This is a genomic window from Sphingomonas changnyeongensis (genome assembly GCF_009913435.1).
GTDB classification, from domain to species: domain Bacteria; phylum Pseudomonadota; class Alphaproteobacteria; order Sphingomonadales; family Sphingomonadaceae; genus Sphingomonas_B; species Sphingomonas_B changnyeongensis.
This window is the reverse complement of the sequence record NZ_CP047895.1, coordinates 1081622-1101251: the sequence shown is the minus strand read 5'-3', so window position 1 is coordinate 1101251 and position 19630 is coordinate 1081622. Positions and strand designations below refer to the sequence as shown.

The window sequence follows — 19630 nt, the reverse complement described above, 5'->3', positions numbered from 1 at the left end:
GCGGGTGATCTTGCCAACATGCTGTCGTCGCTCGACCGCTATATCGCCCGCCTGATCGCGCTGCCGCTGATCAGCACGCTGGTCATCGCCGCGATGCTGCTCGTCCTCGACAAGATGCTCAGGCTGTTCGACTTCGTCGCCGAACAGGGCGGGCCGGTCAGCGTCGTGTGGCGGATGCTCGCCAATCTGCTGCCCGAATATCTGTCGCTCGGCATTCCGATCGGGCTGATGCTGGGCATCCTGCTGGCGTTCCGCAAGCTCGCCACTTCGTCGGAGCTCGATGCGCTGCGCGCGCTCGGCCTCAGCTATGGCCGGCTGCTGCGCGTGCCCTATCTCTATGCGCTGGCGCTTGCTGCGCTCAACCTGGCGATCGTCGGCTTCATCCAGCCCTATGCGCGCTATGCCTATGAGGGGCTGCAGTTCGAACTGCGCTCGGGCGCGCTCGGCGCGTCGATCAAGGTCGGGGAGTTTGCGCGGCTGGGCAAGGACATCACCGTGCGCATCGAACAGAGCGCGCAGCAGGGCCGCGAACTGTCGGGCATTTTCGTGCGCGCCGACAGCAAGCGCGGGCGCAGCATCGCGGTGACGGCGGAACGCGGCGCGTTCCTGGCGACCGATGATCCCGACACGATCATCTTCCGCCTGTCGAACGGCACGCTCGTCCATGACGAACCGGGGTTTCGCGCGCCGCGCGTGCTGACCTTCACCTCGCACGACCTGCCGATCGACCTTCCACGGATCGAGGCGTTCCGGCGGCGCGGCGGCAAGGACCGCGAACTGACCATCCCCGAACTGGTGCGGATGGGTGCCGACCCGCGCCAGCCACTGTCCGTGCGCAACGAAAGCCGGGCGAGCTTTCATTTCCGCATCGTCGAGGTGGCGATGATGATGCTGCTGCCGCTGCTCGCGGTCGCGCTGGCGGTGCCGCCCAAGCGTTCGACCTCGGGCTTGGGCGTGTTCCTGTCGATCGTGATGGTCGTCACCTATCACAAGATCAATGAATATGCGCAGGACATGGGCGCGCTCGGCCGGTTCGATCCGCTGATCGCGCTGTGGACGCCGTTCCTGCTGTTCGCCGCGCTGATCGGCTGGCTCTACTGGCAGCTGGCGCATGTGCCGGGCGGCCAGCCGATCGGCGCGCTCGAGCGGGTGTTTGCCAAGGCGAGCACCGCGATCCGGCGCTGGTTCGGCCTTGCCGGTGCCCGGCGGCGAAAGGCTGTGGCCTGATGCCCGCCTTTTTCCCCTCGCGCACCGTGTCCGTCTATATGGCGACGATGTTCCTCACCCGCACCTTTTCGGTGCTGGCGGGGCTGGTGCTCATCCTGATGACGCTCGATCTGCTCGGTAAGAGCGGCGATGTGCTCGCCTATCCGGGCAATGGCCAGGCGCAGCTCTGGACCTATGTCAGCCTGCGCGCGCCGCAGATCGTGTCGACCTTCCTCAAATTCTCCGTGCTGCTCGGCACGCTGATCACGCTTGCGACGCTCAACCAGAACAGCGAGGTGATCGCGCTCAAATCCTCCGGCCTGTCGGCGCACCAGATCCTCGCCCCGCTGGTGGTGACGGGGATGCTGGTCGCGCTCCTCTCCTTCCTGTTCAACGAACGGGTGGTCGCGCGCGCCACGGCGACGCTGTCGGCCTGGGAAAAGGTCGATTACGGGCCGATGCCCTCCGGCCCCGGCGTGCTCAGCAATGTCTGGGTGCGCGACGGCGAGGATCTGATCCGCGCCGGCCATGCCACCGGGCGCGGGCGGGCGACCCGGCTGGAAGATGTCGCGGTCTATGACCGGCGCGACGGCAATCTGGGCGCGATCCTGACCGCGCGGACCGCGCGGTTCGACGGCGCGGCCTGGCGGCTGGAGGGCGCAAAACGCTTCGATGTGGCGACCGGATCGGTCACGCCGCTCGGCACGGTGCGCGCGGCAGCGGGCGTCAGCCCGGACCGCTTCACCCTGGCGAGCGTCAATCCGGACGGGCTGTCCTTCACCCAGCTCTACAGCGCGATCGAGGATCTGGAGGCGGCGGGCCGGCCCACCCAGTCGCTGCGCGCATCGCTGTGGCACAAGCTGTCGGGGCCGCTGTCGGCGGTGCTGATGCCGCTGCTGGGCGCGGTCGCGGGTTTCGGGCTGGCGCGGTCAGGGCGGCTGTTCCTGCGCGCGGTGATCGGCATGGCGCTTGGCTTTGCCTATTTCGTTGCCGACAACTTCGCCCTCGCCATGGGCAATCTAGGGGCCTATCCGCCGCTGCTCGCTGCCTGGGCGCCGTTTTTCCTGTTCCTGCTCATCGGCGAGGCGGTGCTGATCAGGACCGAGGAGTGACCGACACCCCCCGGACCGGTGAACCACCAGCCGTGACGCGGCACGATGTCGCGCGCGGCGCGGGGCTGGCCGCGCTGGCGCGGCTCGGCGCGCTGATCGAGGTTGTCGCCCAGCCCGCCTACACCTGGCTGTTCGGCGTTGCGACCTACGGCGTCTACACGGTGCTGTGGGCGGCGGTGAACATCGTAGAGAATATCGTCGACCTGTCGATGACGCAGGCATTGCAGCGGGTGGTGCCAGCGGCCGACGAGGACAATGCCCATGCCGCGGTGCGGCTGGCGCTGATCGTGTCGGTCGGCCCGGCGCTGCTGATCGCGGCGCTGGCGACGCTCGCGGCCGAACCGCTTGCCGCACTGGTCTCTGCCGCGCCGGCCGACCGGGCGCAGCTGCCGCTCGCCATCACGCTGTTCGCCTGGGCGCTGCCGCTATGGACCTTTGTCGAGGTCGCGACCTCGGCCGCGCGCGCGCGGCGCGCCTTCGGGCCGGAAATCCGCCTGCGCATCTTCTGGGAACAGGTGGGGCGGTTGGCGCTTGCCGTCTTGCTGTTCGCGCTCGGGCTGGACAGCCTCGGGCTGCTCGCCGCGCATCTGGGCAGCCTCGCGCTCACCGCCCTGCTGTCGGCGCGGCTGCTGGCCCGCTATTATGATCCCGCGCGGCTGCTGTCCGCGCGCGGCGTGCCGGGGCTTGCCGCCAATCTGCTCGGCAGCGGGATCGCGCTGCTGCCCAGCGCGGTCAGCCGGCGGCTGTTCAACGACCTGCCGGCGATCCTGCTCAACCTTGCCTTGCCCGGCGCGCAGGGTGCGGTCGCCGCCGGGCTGTTCGGCATCGCCCGCAAGATCGCGTCGATCCCGCTGATCGTCCGCCAGGCCTTTCAATATGTGCTGGCCCCGCTCGCCACCGCCCAGGCCGCGCATGACCGGGCGGGGATGCGCGAGATTTACGGCTTTGCGACCCGGCTTTCGATCGTGCTGGTCGTGCCGCTGTCGGCGCTGCTGATGCTGATCGCCGCCGACATGCTGCGCCTGTTCGCGCCCGAGGCGATGGCGGCGCTGCCGCTGGTCACGATCCTCGTGCTCGGCCGCGCGGGCGAGGCGCTGGTCGGCCCGGCAACACCGATTGTCGAGATGACCGGCCACCGGCTGCTGCCACTGGTCAACAGCCTGGCGGGCCTCGCGTTGTGGGCGCTGATCGGCTGGTGGCTGGTGCCGGCCATGGGGGCGACCGGCATGGCGTGGGCGGTGAGCGCGGGGACGGTGCTGATCGCCTGGGCGGCAACGGTCGAGCTGCGGCTGAGCGACGGGCTGGCGGCGTTCGACGGCGCGGCATGGCGGGCGCTCGGCGTCGCGATCGGCGCATCGGGCCTGCTCTGGGCGCTGGGCGGCCTGCTCGCGCTGACGGGCGGTGCGCCGCGCGCGATCGGCCTGGTGCTGCTGTTCTGGCCGCTGCTCTGGCTCACCCTGCGCCTCGGCCTGCCGGCGGCGGACCGGGCAGGCCTGGGCAAGGGCGCGCGCCGCCTGCGCCTCGCCTGACCCGACCGTGATGCGCCTCCCCCGCCCCGCGCCCGCGCTGGTCGCCGCCCTGGCGGGCATGGCCCCGGTTGCGCCGCTTGCGGCGCAAGCCAGCGCCCCACCGCTTGCGGCGCAAGCCGTCTCCCCCCCGCCCCCCGAACTGCCGCCCCGGCGCAGCGCCGTGCCTGAATGGCAGATCGGCGACGACTGGAGCCTGAAGCTGCGCGGGCGCATCAATCACGATGTCGCCGCCATATCCGCCCCTGGCGGGCTGCCGGCAGGAACGGTACCGCAGGGCATCGCCGTCCAGACGCGGCGGCTGCGGCTGGGCGTGGAAGGCGACGGGCCGGACGGCCTGTCCTACAAGGGCGAGCTTGAACTGTCGGGCAACCGGGTGCGCGCCGTCGATGTGGCGCTGACCTTCCGCGCCTCCCGAACCGCGCCGGTCGAGTTCACCATCGGCCATATCGAGCCGCTCAACGGCCATGAACAGATCGCCAGCTCCCGCTACACCAGCACCATCGAGCGCGGTGCGTATAACGAGGCTTTCTCCAACATCCGCCGCAGCGGGGCCTATCTGACGATCATCCCGCCGGGCGCTGACCTGCGCGTCTCGGCCGGGCTGTTCGCCGACACGGTCAACAGCGGCGGCGGCGTCCGCCCGCTGACGCTTGCCACCCGCACGGTCTGGGCACCGCGCGTGCGCGGGGTGCAGCTGCACATCGGCGCGAACGCCGCGTGGCGGCGTTACCGGGATGGCGGCAGCGCCTTTGCGCTCAGCGCCCGGCCCTTTGCGGGCATTCTCGATGCGCGGCTGCTCGGCACCGGCCGGCTGGCGGCGGTGAGCGACCTGACCTTGGGGGCGGAGTTCATCGCCATTGCCGGGCCGTTCCACCTGATCGCAGAGGGCCAGCATCTGGGCCTGCGGACATTGCGCGCCGGGACCGCGCCGGGGCTGGCGGCGGGGGCGATCCGGCCGGGCTTCGATCCCCATTTTGCCGGCATGATCGCCGAAATCGGCTGGTCCCTGACCGGGGAGAGCCGGGGCTATCGCGACGGGCTATGGGCGCGCACCCGGCCGCGCCGCCCGCTCGGGCGCGGCGGCATCGGCGCGCTGGCGATCAATCTGCGCTATGATCTGCTCGACCTCAATGACGCCGGGGGCAATGCGCGGATCGCAGGCGGGCGGCAACAGGGCCATATCGCCGCCCTGGTCTGGCAGCCGACCGACCATCTGCGCTTCACCGTGCAATATGCGCGCGGCCGGATCGATGGCGGCCCGCTCGCCCGGCCCGACCGGCCGGGCTTTGGCTTCGACGTGATGGCGCTCAGGACCGCCTGGGATTTCTGACACATGTTCAAGCCGGGTGGATCCGCCCGGCTGCCCGGCAGATCAGGCGCGCGGCAACTCGGTCGCGTAGATGCGGTAGCGCTTGTTGACCCGGCTTTCGATGGCGTCGGCGATCGCGACCATGCCCTGATTGTCCTCGAGCACCCAGCCGATCTCGCCCCGGCTCGCGCCGTAACGGCTGATCGCCTCGCGCCGCGAATATTCGATCATCATGAAGGCCAGCTGGCTCGCCAGCCGCGACGCCTGCAGCCGCTTGACCACGCCCATCAGCGGCACGCGCATCGTGCGCGCGCGCGGACGGCGCAGCCACAGCAGCAGCCGCGCCCAGCCAAAGGGCAGCAGCGCACCGCGCAGCGGCTTCAGCACCTCGTTCAGATCGGGCAGGGTGATCATGAACGCAACCGGCTCACCCTCGACCTCGGCGATGTAGATCAGGTCTTCGAATACCAGCGGCTTGAGCTTGCGGCCGACCTCGGCCACCTCGGCATCGGTCATGGGGACAAAGCCCCAATTGTCCGACCAGGCGTCGTTCAGAATCCCGAGGATGATCGCCGCCTCGTCCTCGAACCGGCTTTTGTTCACCCGCCGCACATGGATGCGCGCATTCTTCTCGCCCGCCGCGATGATGCGCTGGACGAGCGGCGGAAAGCCACGCGTGATATCCAGATCATAGGTCAGCAGATCCTTGACGCCGGTATAGCCGCGCGCCTCGATCCAGTGCTGATAGACCGGATCATGATGCCCCATCATCACCGACGGCGAATGATCATGCCCTTCGATCAGCAGTCCCGGCTCTTCCCAGACCGACAGGCTGATCGGGCCGACCATCCGGGTCATGCCCTGGTCGACCAGCCAGCGTTCGGCGCGGTCGAGCAGCGCGTTGCCGATCGCCTGGTCATCGGCATCGAAATGGCCGAAAAAGCCGGTGCCGGGGCCAAAGCCCTGTTCGGCCGGCTGGGTCAGCGCCAGATGATCGATATGCGCGGCGATGCGCCCGACGATGCGCCCGCTTTTCATCGCCAGAAACAGCTGCGCCGTGCCATGGGTGAACCAGGCATTCTTGCCCGGGGTGAGCATCCCCACCGCCTCGCCGGTGAGCGGGGCGACCCAGTGCGGATCGCCGGCATAGCGGGTGTGGGCATAAGCGACGAAATCGCGCCGCCCCTTGGCGGTCGTGACCGGCAGGATCGAAATCTGGTCGTTCATGGCGCATCCCATAGCCGTGCCCGCGCGCCCAAGTCGAGGCGCGGCCAATGATCGCGCGCCCATTGATCACGCGCAAAGCGGGTGTCGCCCTTTCACTGCCATGGTGCGGCCATTATCTGTGCCGATGAGATGACCGACATGACCGCAAGCCTTGCCTTTGACGCGCGCGCCGACCGGGCAGCCGCGCATGCGCCGGACGACCCCGGCCCCCGCCAGGTCGATGATGCCCGGCTGCTGCGCGCCGCAGCCGAGATCGCGCGCGACCTGCACGTCGCCAGCCCCGCCATCTACTGGACCGATTTTCTTGCCTCGGCCGCGCTTGGCTATGCCGGGCTGGCGGCGGCGATCCTTGCCCCGTCGGTGTGGCTGGCGCTGGCTGCGGCGCTGGTGTCGGTGCTTGCGCTCTACCGCGCCGAAAGCTTCACCCACGAACTCACGCATATGAAGCACAGCAGCCTGCCGGGCTTCCGGCTCGGCTGGAACGCGGTGATCGGGGTGCCGCTGATGGTGCCGTCGTTCATGTATGAAGGCGTGCACAATCTCCATCATGCCAAGACCCGCTATGGCACGGTCGAGGATCCCGAATATCTGCCGCTGGCGCGAATGACGCCCTGGGCGACGCTCGGCTTTGTCGCGATTTCGGCGCTGGCGCCCATCGGCCTGCTGATCCGCCATGCGCTGCTAACGCCGCTGTCGCTGCTGTCGCCCCGGCTGCGCGCCGTGGTCGTGGCGCGCTATTCGGGGCTGGTCATCAACCCCGATTTCCGCCGCCGCCCGCCCGAGGGCGAAGCCGCGCGGCGCTGGCGCCGGCAGGAAATCGTGACCAGCATCTGGGCGATCGGCCTGCTCGCCATGGTCGCGGGCGGGGTGGTGCCGCTCCGCGCTTTCCTGATCTTCCTCGGCATCGCGGCGGCGGTCGCGGTGATCAATCAGGTGCGCACGCTGGTCGCGCATCTGTGGGAAAATGACGGCACGCCGATGACGGTGACCGCCCAATATCTCGACAGCGTCAATGTGCCGCCCCCGGCGCTGCTGCCGGCGCTGTGGGCGCCGGTCGGGCTGCGCTATCACGCGCTGCATCATCTGCTGCCCAGCCTGCCCTATCACGCGCTGGGCGAGGCGCATCGCCGGCTGGTGGCGGCGCTGGGGCGGGATTCGACCTATCAGCGCGGCAATCATCCGGGGCTGACGGGGCTGATCGCCCGGCTGGTGCGCAGCGCCGCCGCCTCGCGGCGCTGAACCGGGCCGGGAAAATGCGCCAGGACGGGGATTGGGGGCGGCAGCCTCAGTCCGCGATCACCGCCCAGACCGGCGCATGGTCGCTGGCCTTTTCACGCCCGCGATAGGCGCGGTCGACACCGGCATCGGCCAGCCGGTCGGCCGCCTGCGGGCTGAGCAGCAGATGATCGATGCGAAAACCCGCATCGCGCGCCCAGGCCCCGGCCTGATAGTCCCAGAAGGTCCAGAGCGGGCCGACCGGATGGCGGGCGCGCAGCGCATCGGTCCAGCCCTGATGCACCAGCCGCCGGAGCGCCGCGCGGCTCTGCGGCTGCATCAGCGCATCATCGGCCATCGCAGCGGGCGAATAGACATCGGCATCGGTCGGGATGACATTGTAATCGCCCGCGAGCACCACCGGCACCTCTTCGGCCAGCAGAGTGCGGGCATGGGCGATCAGCCGGTCCATCCAGGCAAGCTTGTAATCGAACTTCGGCCCCGGCACCGGATTGCCGTTGGGCAGATAGATTGAGGCGACGACCAGCCCGTCAACCTCCGCCTCCAGATAGCGGCTGTGGCTGTCGTCCGGATCGCCGGGCAGGCCGCGCTGCCGCTCGACGGGATCGCGCCCGCGCGCCAGCACGGCGACGCCGTTGAACCCCTTTTGCCCGTGCCACACCGCGCCATAGCCGGCGGCGCGGATCTCGGCCTCGGGAAAGGTGTCGTCGCTCGACTTCAGCTCCTGCAGACAGGCGATGTCGGGCCGCTGCTCCTCCAGCCATTCGAGCAGCCGGGGCAGCCGGGCCTTGATCCCGTTCACATTATAGGTCGCGATGCGCATCGTCTCCGCCTAGCCGATCAGCGGCGGAGCGCAACCGCCCGTCGGCAGCAGCGCGGCGCGCGCGGCATCGGCCAGAGCGCGCATCGCCAGCCGATAGGGCCCGGGGCCATGGCTGATCCGCGCGACGCCGAGCGCGGCCAGCCGGGCGGGCGGGGGCACGCCGGGCCGCTGCATCACATTGACCGGCAGCGGGCTGGCCGCGCACAGCCGCGCGATCAGCCGTTCATCGGCAAGGCCGGGGACGAACAGGCCGCTCGCCCCGGCATCGGCAAAGGCACGGCTGCGCTCCGCCGCCAGATCGAGCAGGGCGGCGTCGTGATCCTCGGCGCGCGCCTCCAGGAACAGGTCGGTGCGCGCGTTGATGAAGGCGGGAATGCCAGCCCGTTCGGCGGCGCGGCGCATCGCCTCGATCCGCCGCGCCTGGGCGGGCAGCGGATAGAGCCCGGTGCCGCCGATCACCCGGTCCTCCAGATTGCAGCCGACCGCGCCTGTCGCGAGCAGCAGCGCCATATGATCGGCAAGCCGCGCCGGATCACCGGCATAGCCGCCCTCGAAATCGATGGTGACCGGCAGCTCGACCGCCGCCGCGATCCGCGCCGCGTTGGCGATCGCGAGATCGACGGGCAGCGCCTCGCCATCGGCAAAGCCGTGCGCGGCGGCGACCGACCAGCTGCCGGTCGCGACCGCCGCCGCCCCCGCCTCCGCAACCGCGCGCGCGGAGCCGGCGTCCCAGACGTTGAACAGGATCAGCGGCGCGCCCGGCACATGCAGCCGGGCCAGCGCCGCGGCGCGGGCGATCTGGCGGGTGGCCTCAGACATCAGCCATCGGCGGCACGACCGGCCCGCCGGTCAATGCACGAAGCGCGCGACGACGTCGCGATAGCTGCGGCTGACCTTCACCTGCGCGCCCGAGCCAAGGACAAGGAAACATTCGCCATTGGTGTGCGGCTTCACCTGACGGACCAGATCGAGATTGACGATCGTCGAGCGGTGGACACGCTGGAAACGGCGCGGGTCGAGCCGCTTTTCCAGATCCTTCATCGTTTCGCGCAGGATCAGCGTGTTGTCGGCGGTGTAGATGCACATATAATCGCCGGCGGCGTCGATACGCTCGATCGTGTCGACATCGACGCGGAAAATCTGGCCGCGATCCTTGATGTTGATCATCTTTTCGAACCGGCTGGCGGCGGGCGCATCGCCGCCCTCGCCCATTTCGGCCGCCGCCTCGGGCGCGACCTCGGCCAGCACCTCGCGCAGCCGGTCGACCTCCTCCGCGCCGCGTTTTTCCGACAGGCGCTGGCGCACCCGGTCGAGCGTGGTCGCCAGCCGGTCTTCCTCGACCGGCTTCATCAGATAATCGACCGCCTGCGCCTCGAACGCGCGGATCGCATGGTCGGAATAGGCGGTGACGAACACCACCAGCGGCGGCTCGACCTCCATCAGCCCCTGGACGACCGAAAAGCCGTCGAAACCGGGCATCTGGATGTCGAGAAACACCAGATCGGGCTTGTTGGTCTTGATCGACCGGATCGCCTCGCGGCCGTTGGAGCAGGTGTCGACAATCTCGACATCCTCATGCGCCTCAAGCCTCAGCTGCAGGCCCTGGATGGCCAGAGGCTCGTCGTCGACGAGGATGGTTCTGATGGTCATGCGGCTTCCCTTGGTTGGTCCTCGGTCTGAAACGGAATCTCGATCAACACCTCGAATCCGCCTTCCGCCCCCGCTCTCGCGTCGAAATCATGGTCCTGGCCATAGGCCTGCGCCAGCCTGTCGCGAATATTCGCCAGACCGACGCCGGTCGACATGGTGCAGGCCGGCCGGGCCGCCCCCGGTCCCGGCCCGGTATCGGCGACCAGGATGCGCACCCGGTCGACGACCAGCCGGGCGCTGACCGTGATGTCGGCCCCTTCTTCCTGCGGCGTCACCGCATATTTAATCGCGTTCTCGACCAAAGGTTGCAGCAAAAGCGACGGCAGGCGCGCACGCAGCACCACCGGATCGATCTCGAACGCCGTGCGCAGCCGGCTTTCGAAGCGCATCTTTTCGATGTCGAGATAGAGTTTGAGCGTCTCGATCTCCTGCTCGACCGTCACCTGCCCCAGCGGCTCGTTGACCAGAGTGTAGCGCAGGAACGACGACAGGCGCGACAGCATCGCGTTCGCCCGGTCGGTCTGCTTCAGCAGCACCAGCGTCGAGATCGAGTTCAGCGTGTTGAACAGGAAATGCGGGTTGAGCTGATAGCGCAGCATCGCCAGCTGGGCGGTCGAGGCCTGGCTTTCCAGCGCCTTCAGCCGGTCGGCCTGTTCCTCGACGACCAGGAAATAATTGATCGCGAAGTAGAGCGCCGACCAGGCGGCGATCACCACGAAATCAAGGAACATGGTGCCGAGAAACAGGCGGATCTGGAACGCCTCGCCCGGGCGCTGGATGGTGTTGAAGATCCACGCATCGATCAGCGAATAAAGCCCCGCCGCGATCGTCATGCCGGCGATCGACCCGGTCCAGGTGACGACCGGCGCCCGGTCCATCAGCCCCCGATAGAGCGCGCCCAGCATCAGCGTCAGCGAATAGCCGGTGGCGGTCGACACCGCGACCGGCACCAGGAAGGCGAGCGTCAGCCCATTGGCAAAGCCCGACAGCGTGCGCAGCAGGAAATAGCCCGCCCAGCCGGCGGTCTGGAGGTTCCAGAACGCCCGGTTCTTGTCCTCGAAAAACGGTGCGGCGGTCAGCCCGAAGGTCGGCATCACATATCAGCCTAGCGGAAATCTGCCGCCGGTTGAACCGGTAAGTGGCCCAGCACCCGCCCCCTTCCCCGATGCGGTCAGCGCCTATAGCCTCACCCCCGCACACAGCGCCGGCCCGCGCGGGACCGGACGGGCAAGGAGAGAGACATGGCCACCGACATCGACATTGCCGAGGGCGAACACCGCCGCGCCGGCTTTACCGCCATGACCGAGGGCACGGCCGAGGACTGGCAGATCATCTCCAGCCATTTCATGGCCTTTGCCGGCAAGGTCGCCGACCGGGTGCTCGATCATCTGCGGCTGCTTGACGGCGATTATGGCGGCTTTCCGGTCGACCGGCTCCAGCATTCATTGCAGACCGCGACGCGCGCGCACCGCGACGGGCGTGACGAGGAATATGTGGTGATGGCGCTGCTCCACGATGTCGGCGACACGCTGGGGTCGTTCAACCACCCCGATGTCGCCGCCGCGATCCTGAAGCCGTTCGTGTCGGAGCGGAATCACTGGATCACCGCCAATCACGGCGTGTTCCAGGGCTATTATTACTACCACCATCTCGGCCTCGACCGCGACCTGCGCGAACAGTTTCGCGGCCATGCGCATTTCGAGGCCTGTGCCGAGTTCTGCGCCAAATATGATCAGGCGGCGTTCGACCCGGCCTATGACACCGCCCCGCTCGCCTTTTTCGAGCCGATGGTCCGCCGCGTGATGGCGCGGCCGAAGCGCAGCACGCTGGTCAAGGACTGACCCGCCCGCCGCCACATCGGGCATCAAAAAAAAGCCGCCGCCCGGAGGGTCCGGGCGGCGGCCTTTTTTTGGTCGGTCAGGCGCGGATCAGAAGGTGAAGCGCGCGCCGACGCGGATCGCGTAGAGCGACTGGCGGCTGAACACCACCGGGTCCTGGGCGCGGTAGTTCGAATAACGATACTGCGCACAGGCCTGGGTGCTGGTGGTCGTCGCGGCAGCGCCCGGGGCGGTGCCGGTCGCGACCGGCGCCTGGAGGCACTGCACCTGCAGCAGGGCGATCGTCTGCGGGAAGGCAAACTCCTGCACCTGGCCCCAGTTGCGGTTGATCAGATTGCCCAGATTTTCGATGTCCGCGAACACGGTGAAGCGCGCATCGCCGAAGAAGGCCGGGATTTCCTGTTCAACGTGCAGGTCGATCTTGGTGAAGGACCGCGAGCGGAAGGCGTTGCGCGGCGCGATCCGGCCCCGGAAGCGGTTGAGCTTCGAGGAGTCGATGAACGCGTTGAACGCCGCCTGGGTCGCCGCGCTGTCATAGCTGACCAGCGGGTCGTTCACGGTCGGCACATAGAGCAGATAACGGCTGTTGCCGCCGATCGTGCCGAACACGCTCGAGCGCGCACCCTGGTTCTGGAAGGTGTAGCTGAACGGACGGCCGGTGCGCGTTTCGGCGAACAGGTTGATCCGGGTCTTGTAGTCACCGAAGAACGCCCGGTCGAAGTTGAAGCCGTACTTGAAGAAGTGACGGACTTCGTCATTCGCCGTGCCATAGGCGACCCGGTTCGGATCGACATAGGCGCCGTTCGAATAGTTGGACAGCGCGACCGACGACGTCGCCGGGGCCTGATCCTTCACATCCTGATAGGTGTAGCTGCCGAACAGGTTCAGGCCGAACTTGAACGTCTTGTCGAACCGGACGACCCCGACATAGCTGCGGCCGCGCGAGGTGTTGGTCAGCAGGATGTCGAAGTTGGTATCGGCAAAGCTGGTGATCGAGCTGTAGCGCGGACGGCCATCAGGCGTGGTCAGGCCGTTCGGGCGCGAACGGATGTCCTGGAACAGCACCTGGTTGCGGACCTTGGAGAAGAACAGGTCCGCCCCGAAGTTCCAGCCATCGCCGAGCGGGCCGAGATCGGCCTCGTAATCGGCCGACAGGGTCGCCCGCCACTGCGACGGCACATCGAAATCGGGATCGAGCGCGTTGGTCGGCGCCAGCGCACCGGCCGACCGGCCCGACAGATAGGTGTTGATCGCCCCCGGAATGGCCGCGCCGTTCACATTGACGAGACCCGCAGTGCCCACCGCCGTCGCATCGGCGCCGGTCAGGCCCGGCACGTTGAAGGTGCCGTTGTTGTTCACGCGGATGTCGATCGCGTTCGACAGGAAGCCGGTGTTCGAGAAGCTGTTCGACACATAGACGTCGGGCGCGCCGCCGCCGAAGATGCCGACGCCGCCGCGCAGGCTGAACCGGTTGACCGGCTTCCAGTCAAAGCCGAAGCGCGGCTGGAACAGGCTGCGGCCGCCCAGGAACGCCTGGTTGGTGAAGCCGTAACGCGCCAGGAAGTCGCGGTTGAGCGCCGGACGCGACGAGCCGCCATACAGGTCGAAGCGCGCGCCGAGCGAGACGTTGAGCGTGTCGGTGACGCGCCAATTGTCCTGCAGGCCGAAGGTCAGCGTCTGATATTCGAACCGCGCCGCCGCATCGTCGGGGTTCAGCGACGGAACGGCGTTCTGGTAACGCAGGCGCTGGGCGTTGCCCGCCTGGAAATCGGCCAGCGAGTCGAAATAATAGTCGCCGAGCGTGCGCTGCAGGAACAGGTTGAAGATCTTGGCGTCCTGATATTCGGCGAACAGGCGCAGGTCATGGTCGCCCGCCTGCAGACGCGCCTGGAACAGGCCGCCCCAGCTCTGCGAGGTCAGGCTGTTCGACTGGCGTGAAATGTCCGGACCGAAGGCGACGGTCGGCACGCCCGGCGCGCAGGTGATCGACGCACCGGCGTCAGGGTTGACGACGCCGCCGGCGAGCACACGGTCCGAGGTCGGCGCGGTGCAGACCTGGAACTGCGCGAAGTTGCGGCCGAGCAGCGGATCCTGACCGCGGACATAGTCCTTGTAGAAGGCGCGGAACTCGGTCGAGAAATTGTCCGACCAGTCGGAGTTCAGGTTGAACACCGCGGTGTGCAGTTCCTGCGACTGGGTATAGGCGTTCGACGCAAGGCCAAGGCTCGGCGCGTTGGTCGTCTGGCTCAGATTCTGCGCAAAGACGATCGAGTCCTTGGTGTAGGCATAGGTGATCGCCGCGCGCTGCGTGTCCGACAGGTTGGCGTCGATCTTGGCGACGATGCGGTCATCGCGGTCGCGCTGATTGTCCACCACGCCGCCGGTCGTGTAATTGTAACGCGACCGGGCGATCGACGACACCTGATCGACAATGGCCTGGGTCAGGTTCGGGATCGGGTTGCCGGCATTGTTGTCGAGCGGACCTTCGGCAATCGGCGAGTTGTCGCGGATGCTCTCGCCCGCGATCATGAAGAACAGCTTGTCCTTGATGATCGGGCCGGACAGCTGCGCGCCATAATTGGTGTTGCGGAAGTTCGGCAGGTTGACGCGCAGGTCGCGCGTGCGGTTCCCCTGCAGTTCGTCGGCCGTGTAGGCGTAGAAGCCGGTGCCGTGGAACTCGTTGGTGCCCGACTTCAGCACGACGTTGACGACGCCGCCCTGGAAGTTGCCTTCGCGGACGTCGAACGGCGCAACGCGGGTCTGATACTGGCCGATCGCATCGAGCGGGATCGGCGACCGGCGGGTCGGCAGGCCGTCGGGGTTGAGGCCGAAGTTATCGGTGACCGGCACACCGTCGACGGTGAAGCGGTTGAAGCGCGGGTTCTGGCCGGCGAACGAAACGGCGCGGCCGCCGCCCGGCGAGTCGGACAGGCGCGCGAACGGGTCGCGGCGCGACAGGTCGCGCACGTCGCGGTTGATGGTCGCGATCGTCGAGATCTGCTGCGCGGTCAGCAGCGTGGCCGGGCCCTGCGAGATGTTGCCCGCCTTCACGACCGCCGCGGCGGTGACGACGATGTCCTGCGAGAAATCGGCGAGCTCGATCGGCAGGTCATAGGGCGTGCCGAGCACGGTGTTGATGTCGGAAATCTGCGCCTGATTGTCGTTGACCGACACGGTGAACGGACCGCCGGCACGCAGGCCGGACAGGTTGAACGCACCATTGGCGTCGGTCGTGGCGGTCGAGCGCGTGCCCGAGGGGACATGGACGGCGGTGACGGTCGCACCGGCGACGGGAACGCCGCCATTGGTCACGGTGCCGCGAATCACCGAGGTGATTTCCTGCGCCTGGACGGCCGCAGGTGCGATGAGCGCAGCAACGGCCGCGCCGATAAAGAGACGATTCCTCATTGCTTTCCCCTGTTCTGGGCCTTCACGCCTTGTTAACCCGGCGCACGGTCGCAGGCCCCTTGAGCCGGGTATATTGCGAATCCGTGACAAGGGCGCGATTCGATTTGCGTCCGCGAAAGAACTGATTGTGCGTTGCAGAAATGACACGGGTTCCGCCTCGCCGCGCGGGGCCGGCTGGGTTAAGCTCAGCGCCACCGCCGGAGAAGCGGGCGAACCGCGCACAAGACGCGCCAAGAGATGCCGCAGATGCCAGGACCACCCATTCCACCGACGCCGCAGGGCAGCGTCGAAGCCGCGCTGAAGGCAGAGGCCCGCGCCCTCGGCTTTGCCGCCTGCGGCATCGCGCGCGCCGACGCCGCGCCGCGCGCCGGCGAGAGGCTGCGCCGCTGGCTGGCCGAGGGCGCGCATGGCGAGATGATCTGGATGGAAAGCCGTGCCGATCAGCGCGCGGCCCCGGCGGGGCTGTGGCCCGAGGTGCGCTCGGTGATCGCGCTTGGCCTCAGCTATGCGCCCGCGCTCGACCCGCTCGCGCTTGCCGATCAGGCGGCGGTCGGCCGCATTTCGGTCTATGCGCAGGGCGGCGACTATCATGATGTCGTCAAGAAGAAGCTGAAGGAGCTGGCGCGCTGGCTGGTCGGCCGCGCGGGCGGGGATGTGAAGGTGTTCGTCGACACCGCGCCGGTGATGGAAAAGCCGCTCGCCGAAGCCGCCGGGCTCGGCTGGCAGGGCAAGCACACCAACCTGGTCAGCCGCAGCGACGGCAGCTGGCTGTTCCTGGGCATGATCTTCACGACGCTCGATCTGGCCGCCGACGCGCCCGGCCGCGACCGCTGCGGCAGCTGCGACGCCTGCCAGCGCGCCTGCCCGACCCAGGCCTTTCCCGCACCCTACCGGATCGATGCGCGGCGCTGCGTTTCCTATCTGACGATCGAGCACAAAGGGCCGATCCCGCCCGATCTCCGCCCCGGCATCGGCAACCGCATCTATGGCTGCGACGATTGTCTGGCCGTGTGCCCGTGGAACAAATTCGCCCGCAGCGCGGCGGCCAATCTCGCCTTCCATCCGCGCGCCGAGCTGACCGCGCCGGCGCTCGCGGATCTGCTGGCGCTTGACGATAGGGGCTTCCGTCAGGTGTTCGCCGGCTCGCCGGTCAAGCGGATCGGCCGCGACCGGATGGTGCGCAACTGCCTGATCGCTGCCGGCAATGGCGGCGATCCCGCGCTTGGCGACGCGGTTGCGGCGCTGATCGACGATCCCGCGCCGATTGTGCGCGGCGCAGCGATCTGGGCGCTCGCGCGGATCGACGGCTCAAGGCTGGCGGCGCTGGCGCCCCCGCGCACCGACGCTGAAGCCGATCCCGATGTCCGCGCCGAATGGGCAGCGGCGCGCGGGGCGGTGCTGGCCGGTCTGCCCGCCTAGATCGTCTTCGAGCCGGGTGGACTTAACCCGGCGGCGCTGTCAGAGCAGGCCCAGCGCCGTCAGTTCCTGCGCCAGCGTCGGCGCGTCGCGGAACAGATGGCCGCGCAGCCCGACCGATTCGGCGCCGGCGATGTTTTCCGCCCGGTCGTCGATGAAGATCGCGGCATCGGCCGCAACCCCGAACCGGTCGAGCGCCAGCCGGTAGATCGCCGGATCGGGCTTCACCAGCTTTTCGGTGCCGGAGACGACGATATCGCGGAACCGGTCGAACAGCGGCGCATGGGCGGCGCGGAAGGGCGGCCAGAACTCGTCGGAGAAATTGGTGATCGCGAACAGCGGCACGCCGCGCGCGTCGAGCGCCGCGACCAGATCGGCCATGCCCGGGATCATCGGCCCGACACTGTCGTTGAAGCGCGGACCCCAGAGCGCGATCAGCCCGGCATGTTCGGGGAAACGCGCGCTCAGCTCCGCCTGCGTCTCGGCGAAGGGGCGGCCGGCATCATGCTGGAAATGCCAGTCATGGGTGACGACATCGCGCAGAAACACGTCAAGCGCCTGATCATCGCTGATCAGGCGCTCGTAAAGGAAGCGCGGGTCCCATGAAAACAGGACATTGCCGACGTCAAAGACGACGGCCGACACCGCCATTGCGGATCAGCCCTGGCGGGCCTTGAACCGGCGGTTGGTCTTGTTGATCACATAGGTGCGGCCGCGACGACGGATGACGCGGTTGTCGCGATGACGGTCCTTGAGGGACTTCAGAGAGTTACGGATTTTCATGGCGCGAATCTTGCTCGAATCTTGTGAAAAGGCTGAAAAAGGACGCGCCCGCCTAGTCGAGCCACCGGCAGGCGTCAAGGCTGGGCGGGCCGCGGTGCGGGGATCGGCCCTTTCAACCGCCTGGCGAAGCCGGTAGCGTCGGCCGATGGCCGGCCATCCGACCGGCCGCAAGCCGCCGAGGTCCGCGCCATGCCCGTTTTTCCGATCCCGTCCGCCCCCGCCGCCCACCACGCTGTCACGGGCCACGCTGTCACGGGCCGCGCTGTTACAGGCCCGGTCCCCGCATCGCGGCCCGGCCGGCGGCTGGTGCTGGCGGCGGCGCTTGTCGGTATGGTTCAGGCGCTGGCCGCCTGCGCGACGGCGGTGCCGCCGGTCAATGTCACCCGTTTCCATCTCGACCGCACGATCGAGCGCGGCACCATCTTCGTGGAACCCGCGCCCGGCACCGACGCGGCCAGCCTTGAATATGGCGCCCATGCCGCCGCCGTCACCGATGAGTTGCGCCAGATCGGCTATGTACCGACCGACACGGTCGCGAACGCGCTTTATGTCGCGGTGGTCGGCATTGAACGGAACACGCGCGCGGCCCCGCCCCGTTCATCGCCGGTCACGATCGGGGTGGGCGGCGCGACCGGCGGGGGCGGCGGCGGCTTTGGCGGCGGGCTGAGCATCGCGCTGGGCGGCGGCGGGCCCAGCGCGATCACCGCCAGCCAGCTTGCCGTCCAGCTCAAGCGCCGCGCCGACGGGACGGTGATGTGGGAAGGCCGGGCGCGGATGGAAGCGCGCGAAAAGGCCCCCGCCGCCCAGCCCGGCCTCGGCGCAGCCCGGCTTGCCGCCGCGCTGTTCGGGGGCTTTCCGGGCGAATCGGGGCGGACTATCACCGTCCCATGAGCTTCAGCATTTCCAGCCGCTTCGACAGCGGCAACATCCGCGTCCTCGCCATCCACGGCAATGAGGCCGATCTCGAAATCGAAACCGACCATGCGTCCGATTTCTACCAATGGTTTCATTTCCGGATCGGCAATGCCGCCGGGCGGACGCTCACCCTGCGCATCCTGAACGCCGCCGGTGCCGCCTATCCGCTCGGCTGGCCCGGCTACCGCGCGCGGGTGTCGGACGACCGCGAAAGCTGGCGGCTGGCCGACACCGATTATCAGGACGGCGTGCTCACCATCCGCGTCCGCCCGGCGGGCAATGCGCTGTGGGTCGCCTATTTCGCGCCCTATTCGCTGGAGCGGCATTATGATCTGGTGGCGCGCATGGCGGCGCGCCCCGGCGTTGCCCAGCGCGAGCTGTGCCAGACGCTCGACGGCCGTCCGCTCGACATGCTGACGCTTGGCGACGGTCCCAAGCAGGTCTGGCTCTATGCGCGCCAGCATCCGGGCGAGACGATGGCCGAATGGTGGGCCGAAGGCGCGCTGGAAAAGCTGACCGATCCCGGCGATGCCACCGCCCGGCGGCTGCGCGCGCACGCGACGTTTCACATCGTGCCCAACATGAACCCGGACGGCAGCTTCCGCGGCCATCTGCGCACCAACGCCGCGGGCATCAATCTCAACCGCGAATGGCATGCGCCGAGCGCGGAGCGCAGCCCCGAAGTGCTTGCCGTGCGCGCGGCGATGGATGCGAGCGGCGTCGACGTCGCCATCGACGTGCATGGCGACGAGGCGATCCCGGCCAATTTCATCGCCGGGTTCGAAGGCATCCCGTCATGGACCGAGGCGCAGGGCGCGCGTTACCACCGCTTCCGCACCCTGCTTGCCGCGCGCAGCCCCGATTTCCAGACCGAGAAGGGCTATGACACCGCCCCGCCGGGGAAGGCCAATCTGGCGATGTCGACCAACCAGGTCGCCGAACGGCACGGCGCGCTGGCGATGACGCTGGAAATGCCGTTCAAGGACCATGGCGACAATCCCGACACGGTTCTCGGCTGGTCGCCGGACCGGGCCAAAAAACTGGCCGCCGACTGTCTGGAGGTGCTGGCCGAGATGATCGACGAGGTGTGAGCGGGTTTGGTTTCGAGGCGCCTGTCGGCGCGCTCGTTGTTTGTTGCGCGCCTTGCGGCGCGGGGGCGGCACCGGCCCGCTCCCCCA

The 19630-nt window shown here is 68.4% G+C and carries 17 protein-coding genes; 9 read left to right on the top strand and 8 right to left on the bottom strand.

Features of this window, described 5'->3' with window-relative positions; all coding sequences use genetic code 11:
- The first annotated feature begins 18 nt into the window (after positions 1-18).
- From lptF to GVO57_RS05500, 4 genes are read left to right on the top strand one after another with little or no spacing between them, the layout of a single operon-like run.
- Entirely contained in the window at positions 19-1227 is a 1209-nt protein-coding gene (lptF, locus tag GVO57_RS05515; protein WP_160592322.1) for an LPS export ABC transporter permease LptF, read from the top strand.
- The gene (gene lptG / locus GVO57_RS05510) at positions 1227-2318 is read left to right on the top strand and encodes an LPS export ABC transporter permease LptG (RefSeq protein WP_201752695.1); all 1092 of its coding nucleotides are present in this window, start codon (positions 1227-1229) and stop codon (positions 2316-2318) included. The genes lptF and lptG overlap by 1 nt, the downstream gene beginning before the upstream one ends.
- Positions 2315-3847: a lipopolysaccharide biosynthesis protein gene (locus GVO57_RS05505; RefSeq protein ID WP_160592321.1), complete on the top strand. Its 1533-nt coding sequence runs from the start codon at positions 2315-2317 to the stop codon at positions 3845-3847. The genes lptG and GVO57_RS05505 overlap by 4 nt, the downstream gene beginning before the upstream one ends.
- A gap of 10 nt (positions 3848-3857) precedes the next feature.
- The gene (locus GVO57_RS05500; RefSeq protein ID WP_233281485.1) at positions 3858-5177 is read left to right on the top strand and encodes an OprO/OprP family phosphate-selective porin; all 1320 of its coding nucleotides are present in this window, start codon (positions 3858-3860) and stop codon (positions 5175-5177) included.
- A gap of 42 nt (positions 5178-5219) precedes the next feature.
- On the opposite strand, the gene GVO57_RS05495 is transcribed toward GVO57_RS05500, so the two are convergent.
- Positions 5220-6383: an N-acetyltransferase gene (locus GVO57_RS05495; RefSeq protein WP_160592319.1), complete on the bottom strand. Its 1164-nt coding sequence runs from the start codon at positions 6381-6383 to the stop codon at positions 5220-5222.
- Between the two features lie 138 nt (positions 6384-6521).
- Between GVO57_RS05495 and GVO57_RS05490 the strand changes: the two genes are divergently transcribed.
- Positions 6522-7622 carry a fatty acid desaturase family protein gene (locus tag GVO57_RS05490; RefSeq protein WP_160593841.1) on the top strand — a complete coding sequence of 367 codons (1101 nt, stop codon included), beginning with the start codon at positions 6522-6524 and terminating at the stop codon, positions 7620-7622.
- Between the two features lie 46 nt (positions 7623-7668).
- Here GVO57_RS05490 and xth read toward each other — a convergent pair whose 3' ends face one another.
- Genes xth through GVO57_RS05470 form a run of 4 tightly spaced genes read right to left on the bottom strand, consistent with a single transcriptional unit; the run spans position 7669 to position 11186 of the window.
- Positions 7669-8442, bottom strand: a complete 774-nt coding sequence (xth, locus tag GVO57_RS05485) for an exodeoxyribonuclease III (protein WP_160592318.1) — start codon at positions 8440-8442, stop codon at positions 7669-7671.
- 9 nt (positions 8443-8451) lie between these two features.
- Entirely contained in the window at positions 8452-9261 is an 810-nt protein-coding gene (locus tag GVO57_RS05480; protein WP_160592317.1) for an isocitrate lyase/PEP mutase family protein, read from the bottom strand.
- A 30-nt stretch (positions 9262-9291) separates the two neighbouring features.
- Complete coding sequence (locus tag GVO57_RS05475; RefSeq protein WP_160592316.1) at positions 9292-10092, bottom strand: LytR/AlgR family response regulator transcription factor; 801 nt, start codon at positions 10090-10092, stop codon at positions 9292-9294.
- Complete coding sequence (locus GVO57_RS05470; RefSeq protein ID WP_160592315.1) at positions 10089-11186, bottom strand: sensor histidine kinase; 1098 nt, start codon at positions 11184-11186, stop codon at positions 10089-10091. The genes GVO57_RS05475 and GVO57_RS05470 overlap by 4 nt, the downstream gene beginning before the upstream one ends.
- Before the next feature lie 147 nt (positions 11187-11333).
- Here GVO57_RS05470 and GVO57_RS05465 point away from each other — a divergent pair, with 147 nt between their 5' ends.
- Positions 11334-11933 carry an HD domain-containing protein gene (locus GVO57_RS05465; RefSeq protein ID WP_160592314.1) on the top strand — a complete coding sequence of 200 codons (600 nt, stop codon included), beginning with the start codon at positions 11334-11336 and terminating at the stop codon, positions 11931-11933.
- Between the two features lie 87 nt (positions 11934-12020).
- On the opposite strand, the gene GVO57_RS05460 is transcribed toward GVO57_RS05465, so the two are convergent.
- A complete protein-coding gene (locus GVO57_RS05460) occupies positions 12021-15338 on the bottom strand; it encodes a TonB-dependent receptor (protein WP_160592313.1) in 3318 nt (1105 codons plus the stop codon).
- A gap of 246 nt (positions 15339-15584) precedes the next feature.
- Between GVO57_RS05460 and queG the strand changes: the two genes are divergently transcribed.
- The gene (queG, locus tag GVO57_RS05455; RefSeq protein WP_160592312.1) at positions 15585-16757 is read left to right on the top strand and encodes a tRNA epoxyqueuosine(34) reductase QueG; all 1173 of its coding nucleotides are present in this window, start codon (positions 15585-15587) and stop codon (positions 16755-16757) included.
- Positions 16758-16796: 39 nt separating this feature from the next.
- Here the strand turns inward: queG and GVO57_RS05450 are convergent, their stop codons facing one another.
- Both GVO57_RS05450 and ykgO read right to left on the bottom strand, forming a co-directional pair.
- The gene (locus tag GVO57_RS05450) at positions 16797-17405 is read right to left on the bottom strand and encodes an HAD family hydrolase (protein WP_160592311.1); all 609 of its coding nucleotides are present in this window, start codon (positions 17403-17405) and stop codon (positions 16797-16799) included.
- A 6-nt stretch (positions 17406-17411) separates the two neighbouring features.
- Positions 17412-17537: a type B 50S ribosomal protein L36 gene (ykgO, locus tag GVO57_RS05445; RefSeq protein WP_003046794.1), complete on the bottom strand. Its 126-nt coding sequence runs from the start codon at positions 17535-17537 to the stop codon at positions 17412-17414.
- A 330-nt stretch (positions 17538-17867) separates the two neighbouring features.
- On the opposite strand from ykgO, the gene GVO57_RS05440 reads away from it, so the two are divergent.
- Complete coding sequence (locus GVO57_RS05440; protein ID WP_160592310.1) at positions 17868-18428, top strand: hypothetical protein; 561 nt, start codon at positions 17868-17870, stop codon at positions 18426-18428.
- On the top strand, positions 18425-19543 hold the full coding sequence (locus GVO57_RS05435) for a M14 family metallopeptidase (protein ID WP_160592309.1): 1119 nt from the start codon (positions 18425-18427) through the stop codon (positions 19541-19543). Before GVO57_RS05440 ends, GVO57_RS05435 begins: the two co-directional genes overlap by 4 nt.
- Positions 19544-19630 lie beyond the last annotated feature (87 nt).

Excerpts from the sequence above, each read along its gene's own strand:
- lptF (WP_160592322.1), top strand. The coding sequence starts at position 19 with ATGCTGTCGTCGCTCGACCGCTATATCGCCCGCCTGATCGCGCTGCCG.
- lptG (WP_201752695.1), top strand. The coding sequence starts at position 1,227 with ATGCCCGCCTTTTTCCCCTCGCGCACCGTGTCCGTCTATATGGCGACG.
- GVO57_RS05500 (WP_233281485.1), top strand. The coding sequence starts at position 3,858 with ATGCGCCTCCCCCGCCCCGCGCCCGCGCTGGTCGCCGCCCTGGCGGGC.
- GVO57_RS05495 (WP_160592319.1), bottom strand. The coding sequence starts at position 6,383 with ATGAACGACCAGATTTCGATCCTGCCGGTCACGACCGCCAAGGGGCGG.
- GVO57_RS05490 (WP_160593841.1), top strand. The coding sequence starts at position 6,522 with ATGACCGCAAGCCTTGCCTTTGACGCGCGCGCCGACCGGGCAGCCGCG.
- xth (WP_160592318.1), bottom strand. The coding sequence starts at position 8,442 with ATGCGCATCGCGACCTATAATGTGAACGGGATCAAGGCCCGGCTGCCC.
- GVO57_RS05480 (WP_160592317.1), bottom strand. The coding sequence starts at position 9,261 with ATGTCTGAGGCCACCCGCCAGATCGCCCGCGCCGCGGCGCTGGCCCGG.
- GVO57_RS05475 (WP_160592316.1), bottom strand. The coding sequence starts at position 10,092 with ATGACCATCAGAACCATCCTCGTCGACGACGAGCCTCTGGCCATCCAG.
- GVO57_RS05470 (WP_160592315.1), bottom strand. The coding sequence starts at position 11,186 with ATGCCGACCTTCGGGCTGACCGCCGCACCGTTTTTCGAGGACAAGAAC.
- GVO57_RS05465 (WP_160592314.1), top strand. The coding sequence starts at position 11,334 with ATGGCCACCGACATCGACATTGCCGAGGGCGAACACCGCCGCGCCGGC.
- GVO57_RS05460 (WP_160592313.1), bottom strand. The coding sequence starts at position 15,338 with ATGAGGAATCGTCTCTTTATCGGCGCGGCCGTTGCTGCGCTCATCGCA.
- queG (WP_160592312.1), top strand. The coding sequence starts at position 15,585 with ATGCCAGGACCACCCATTCCACCGACGCCGCAGGGCAGCGTCGAAGCC.
- GVO57_RS05450 (WP_160592311.1), bottom strand. The coding sequence starts at position 17,405 with ATGGCGGTGTCGGCCGTCGTCTTTGACGTCGGCAATGTCCTGTTTTCA.
- ykgO (WP_003046794.1), bottom strand. The coding sequence starts at position 17,537 with ATGAAAATCCGTAACTCTCTGAAGTCCCTCAAGGACCGTCATCGCGAC.
- GVO57_RS05440 (WP_160592310.1), top strand. The coding sequence starts at position 17,868 with ATGGTTCAGGCGCTGGCCGCCTGCGCGACGGCGGTGCCGCCGGTCAAT.
- GVO57_RS05435 (WP_160592309.1), top strand. The coding sequence starts at position 18,425 with ATGAGCTTCAGCATTTCCAGCCGCTTCGACAGCGGCAACATCCGCGTC.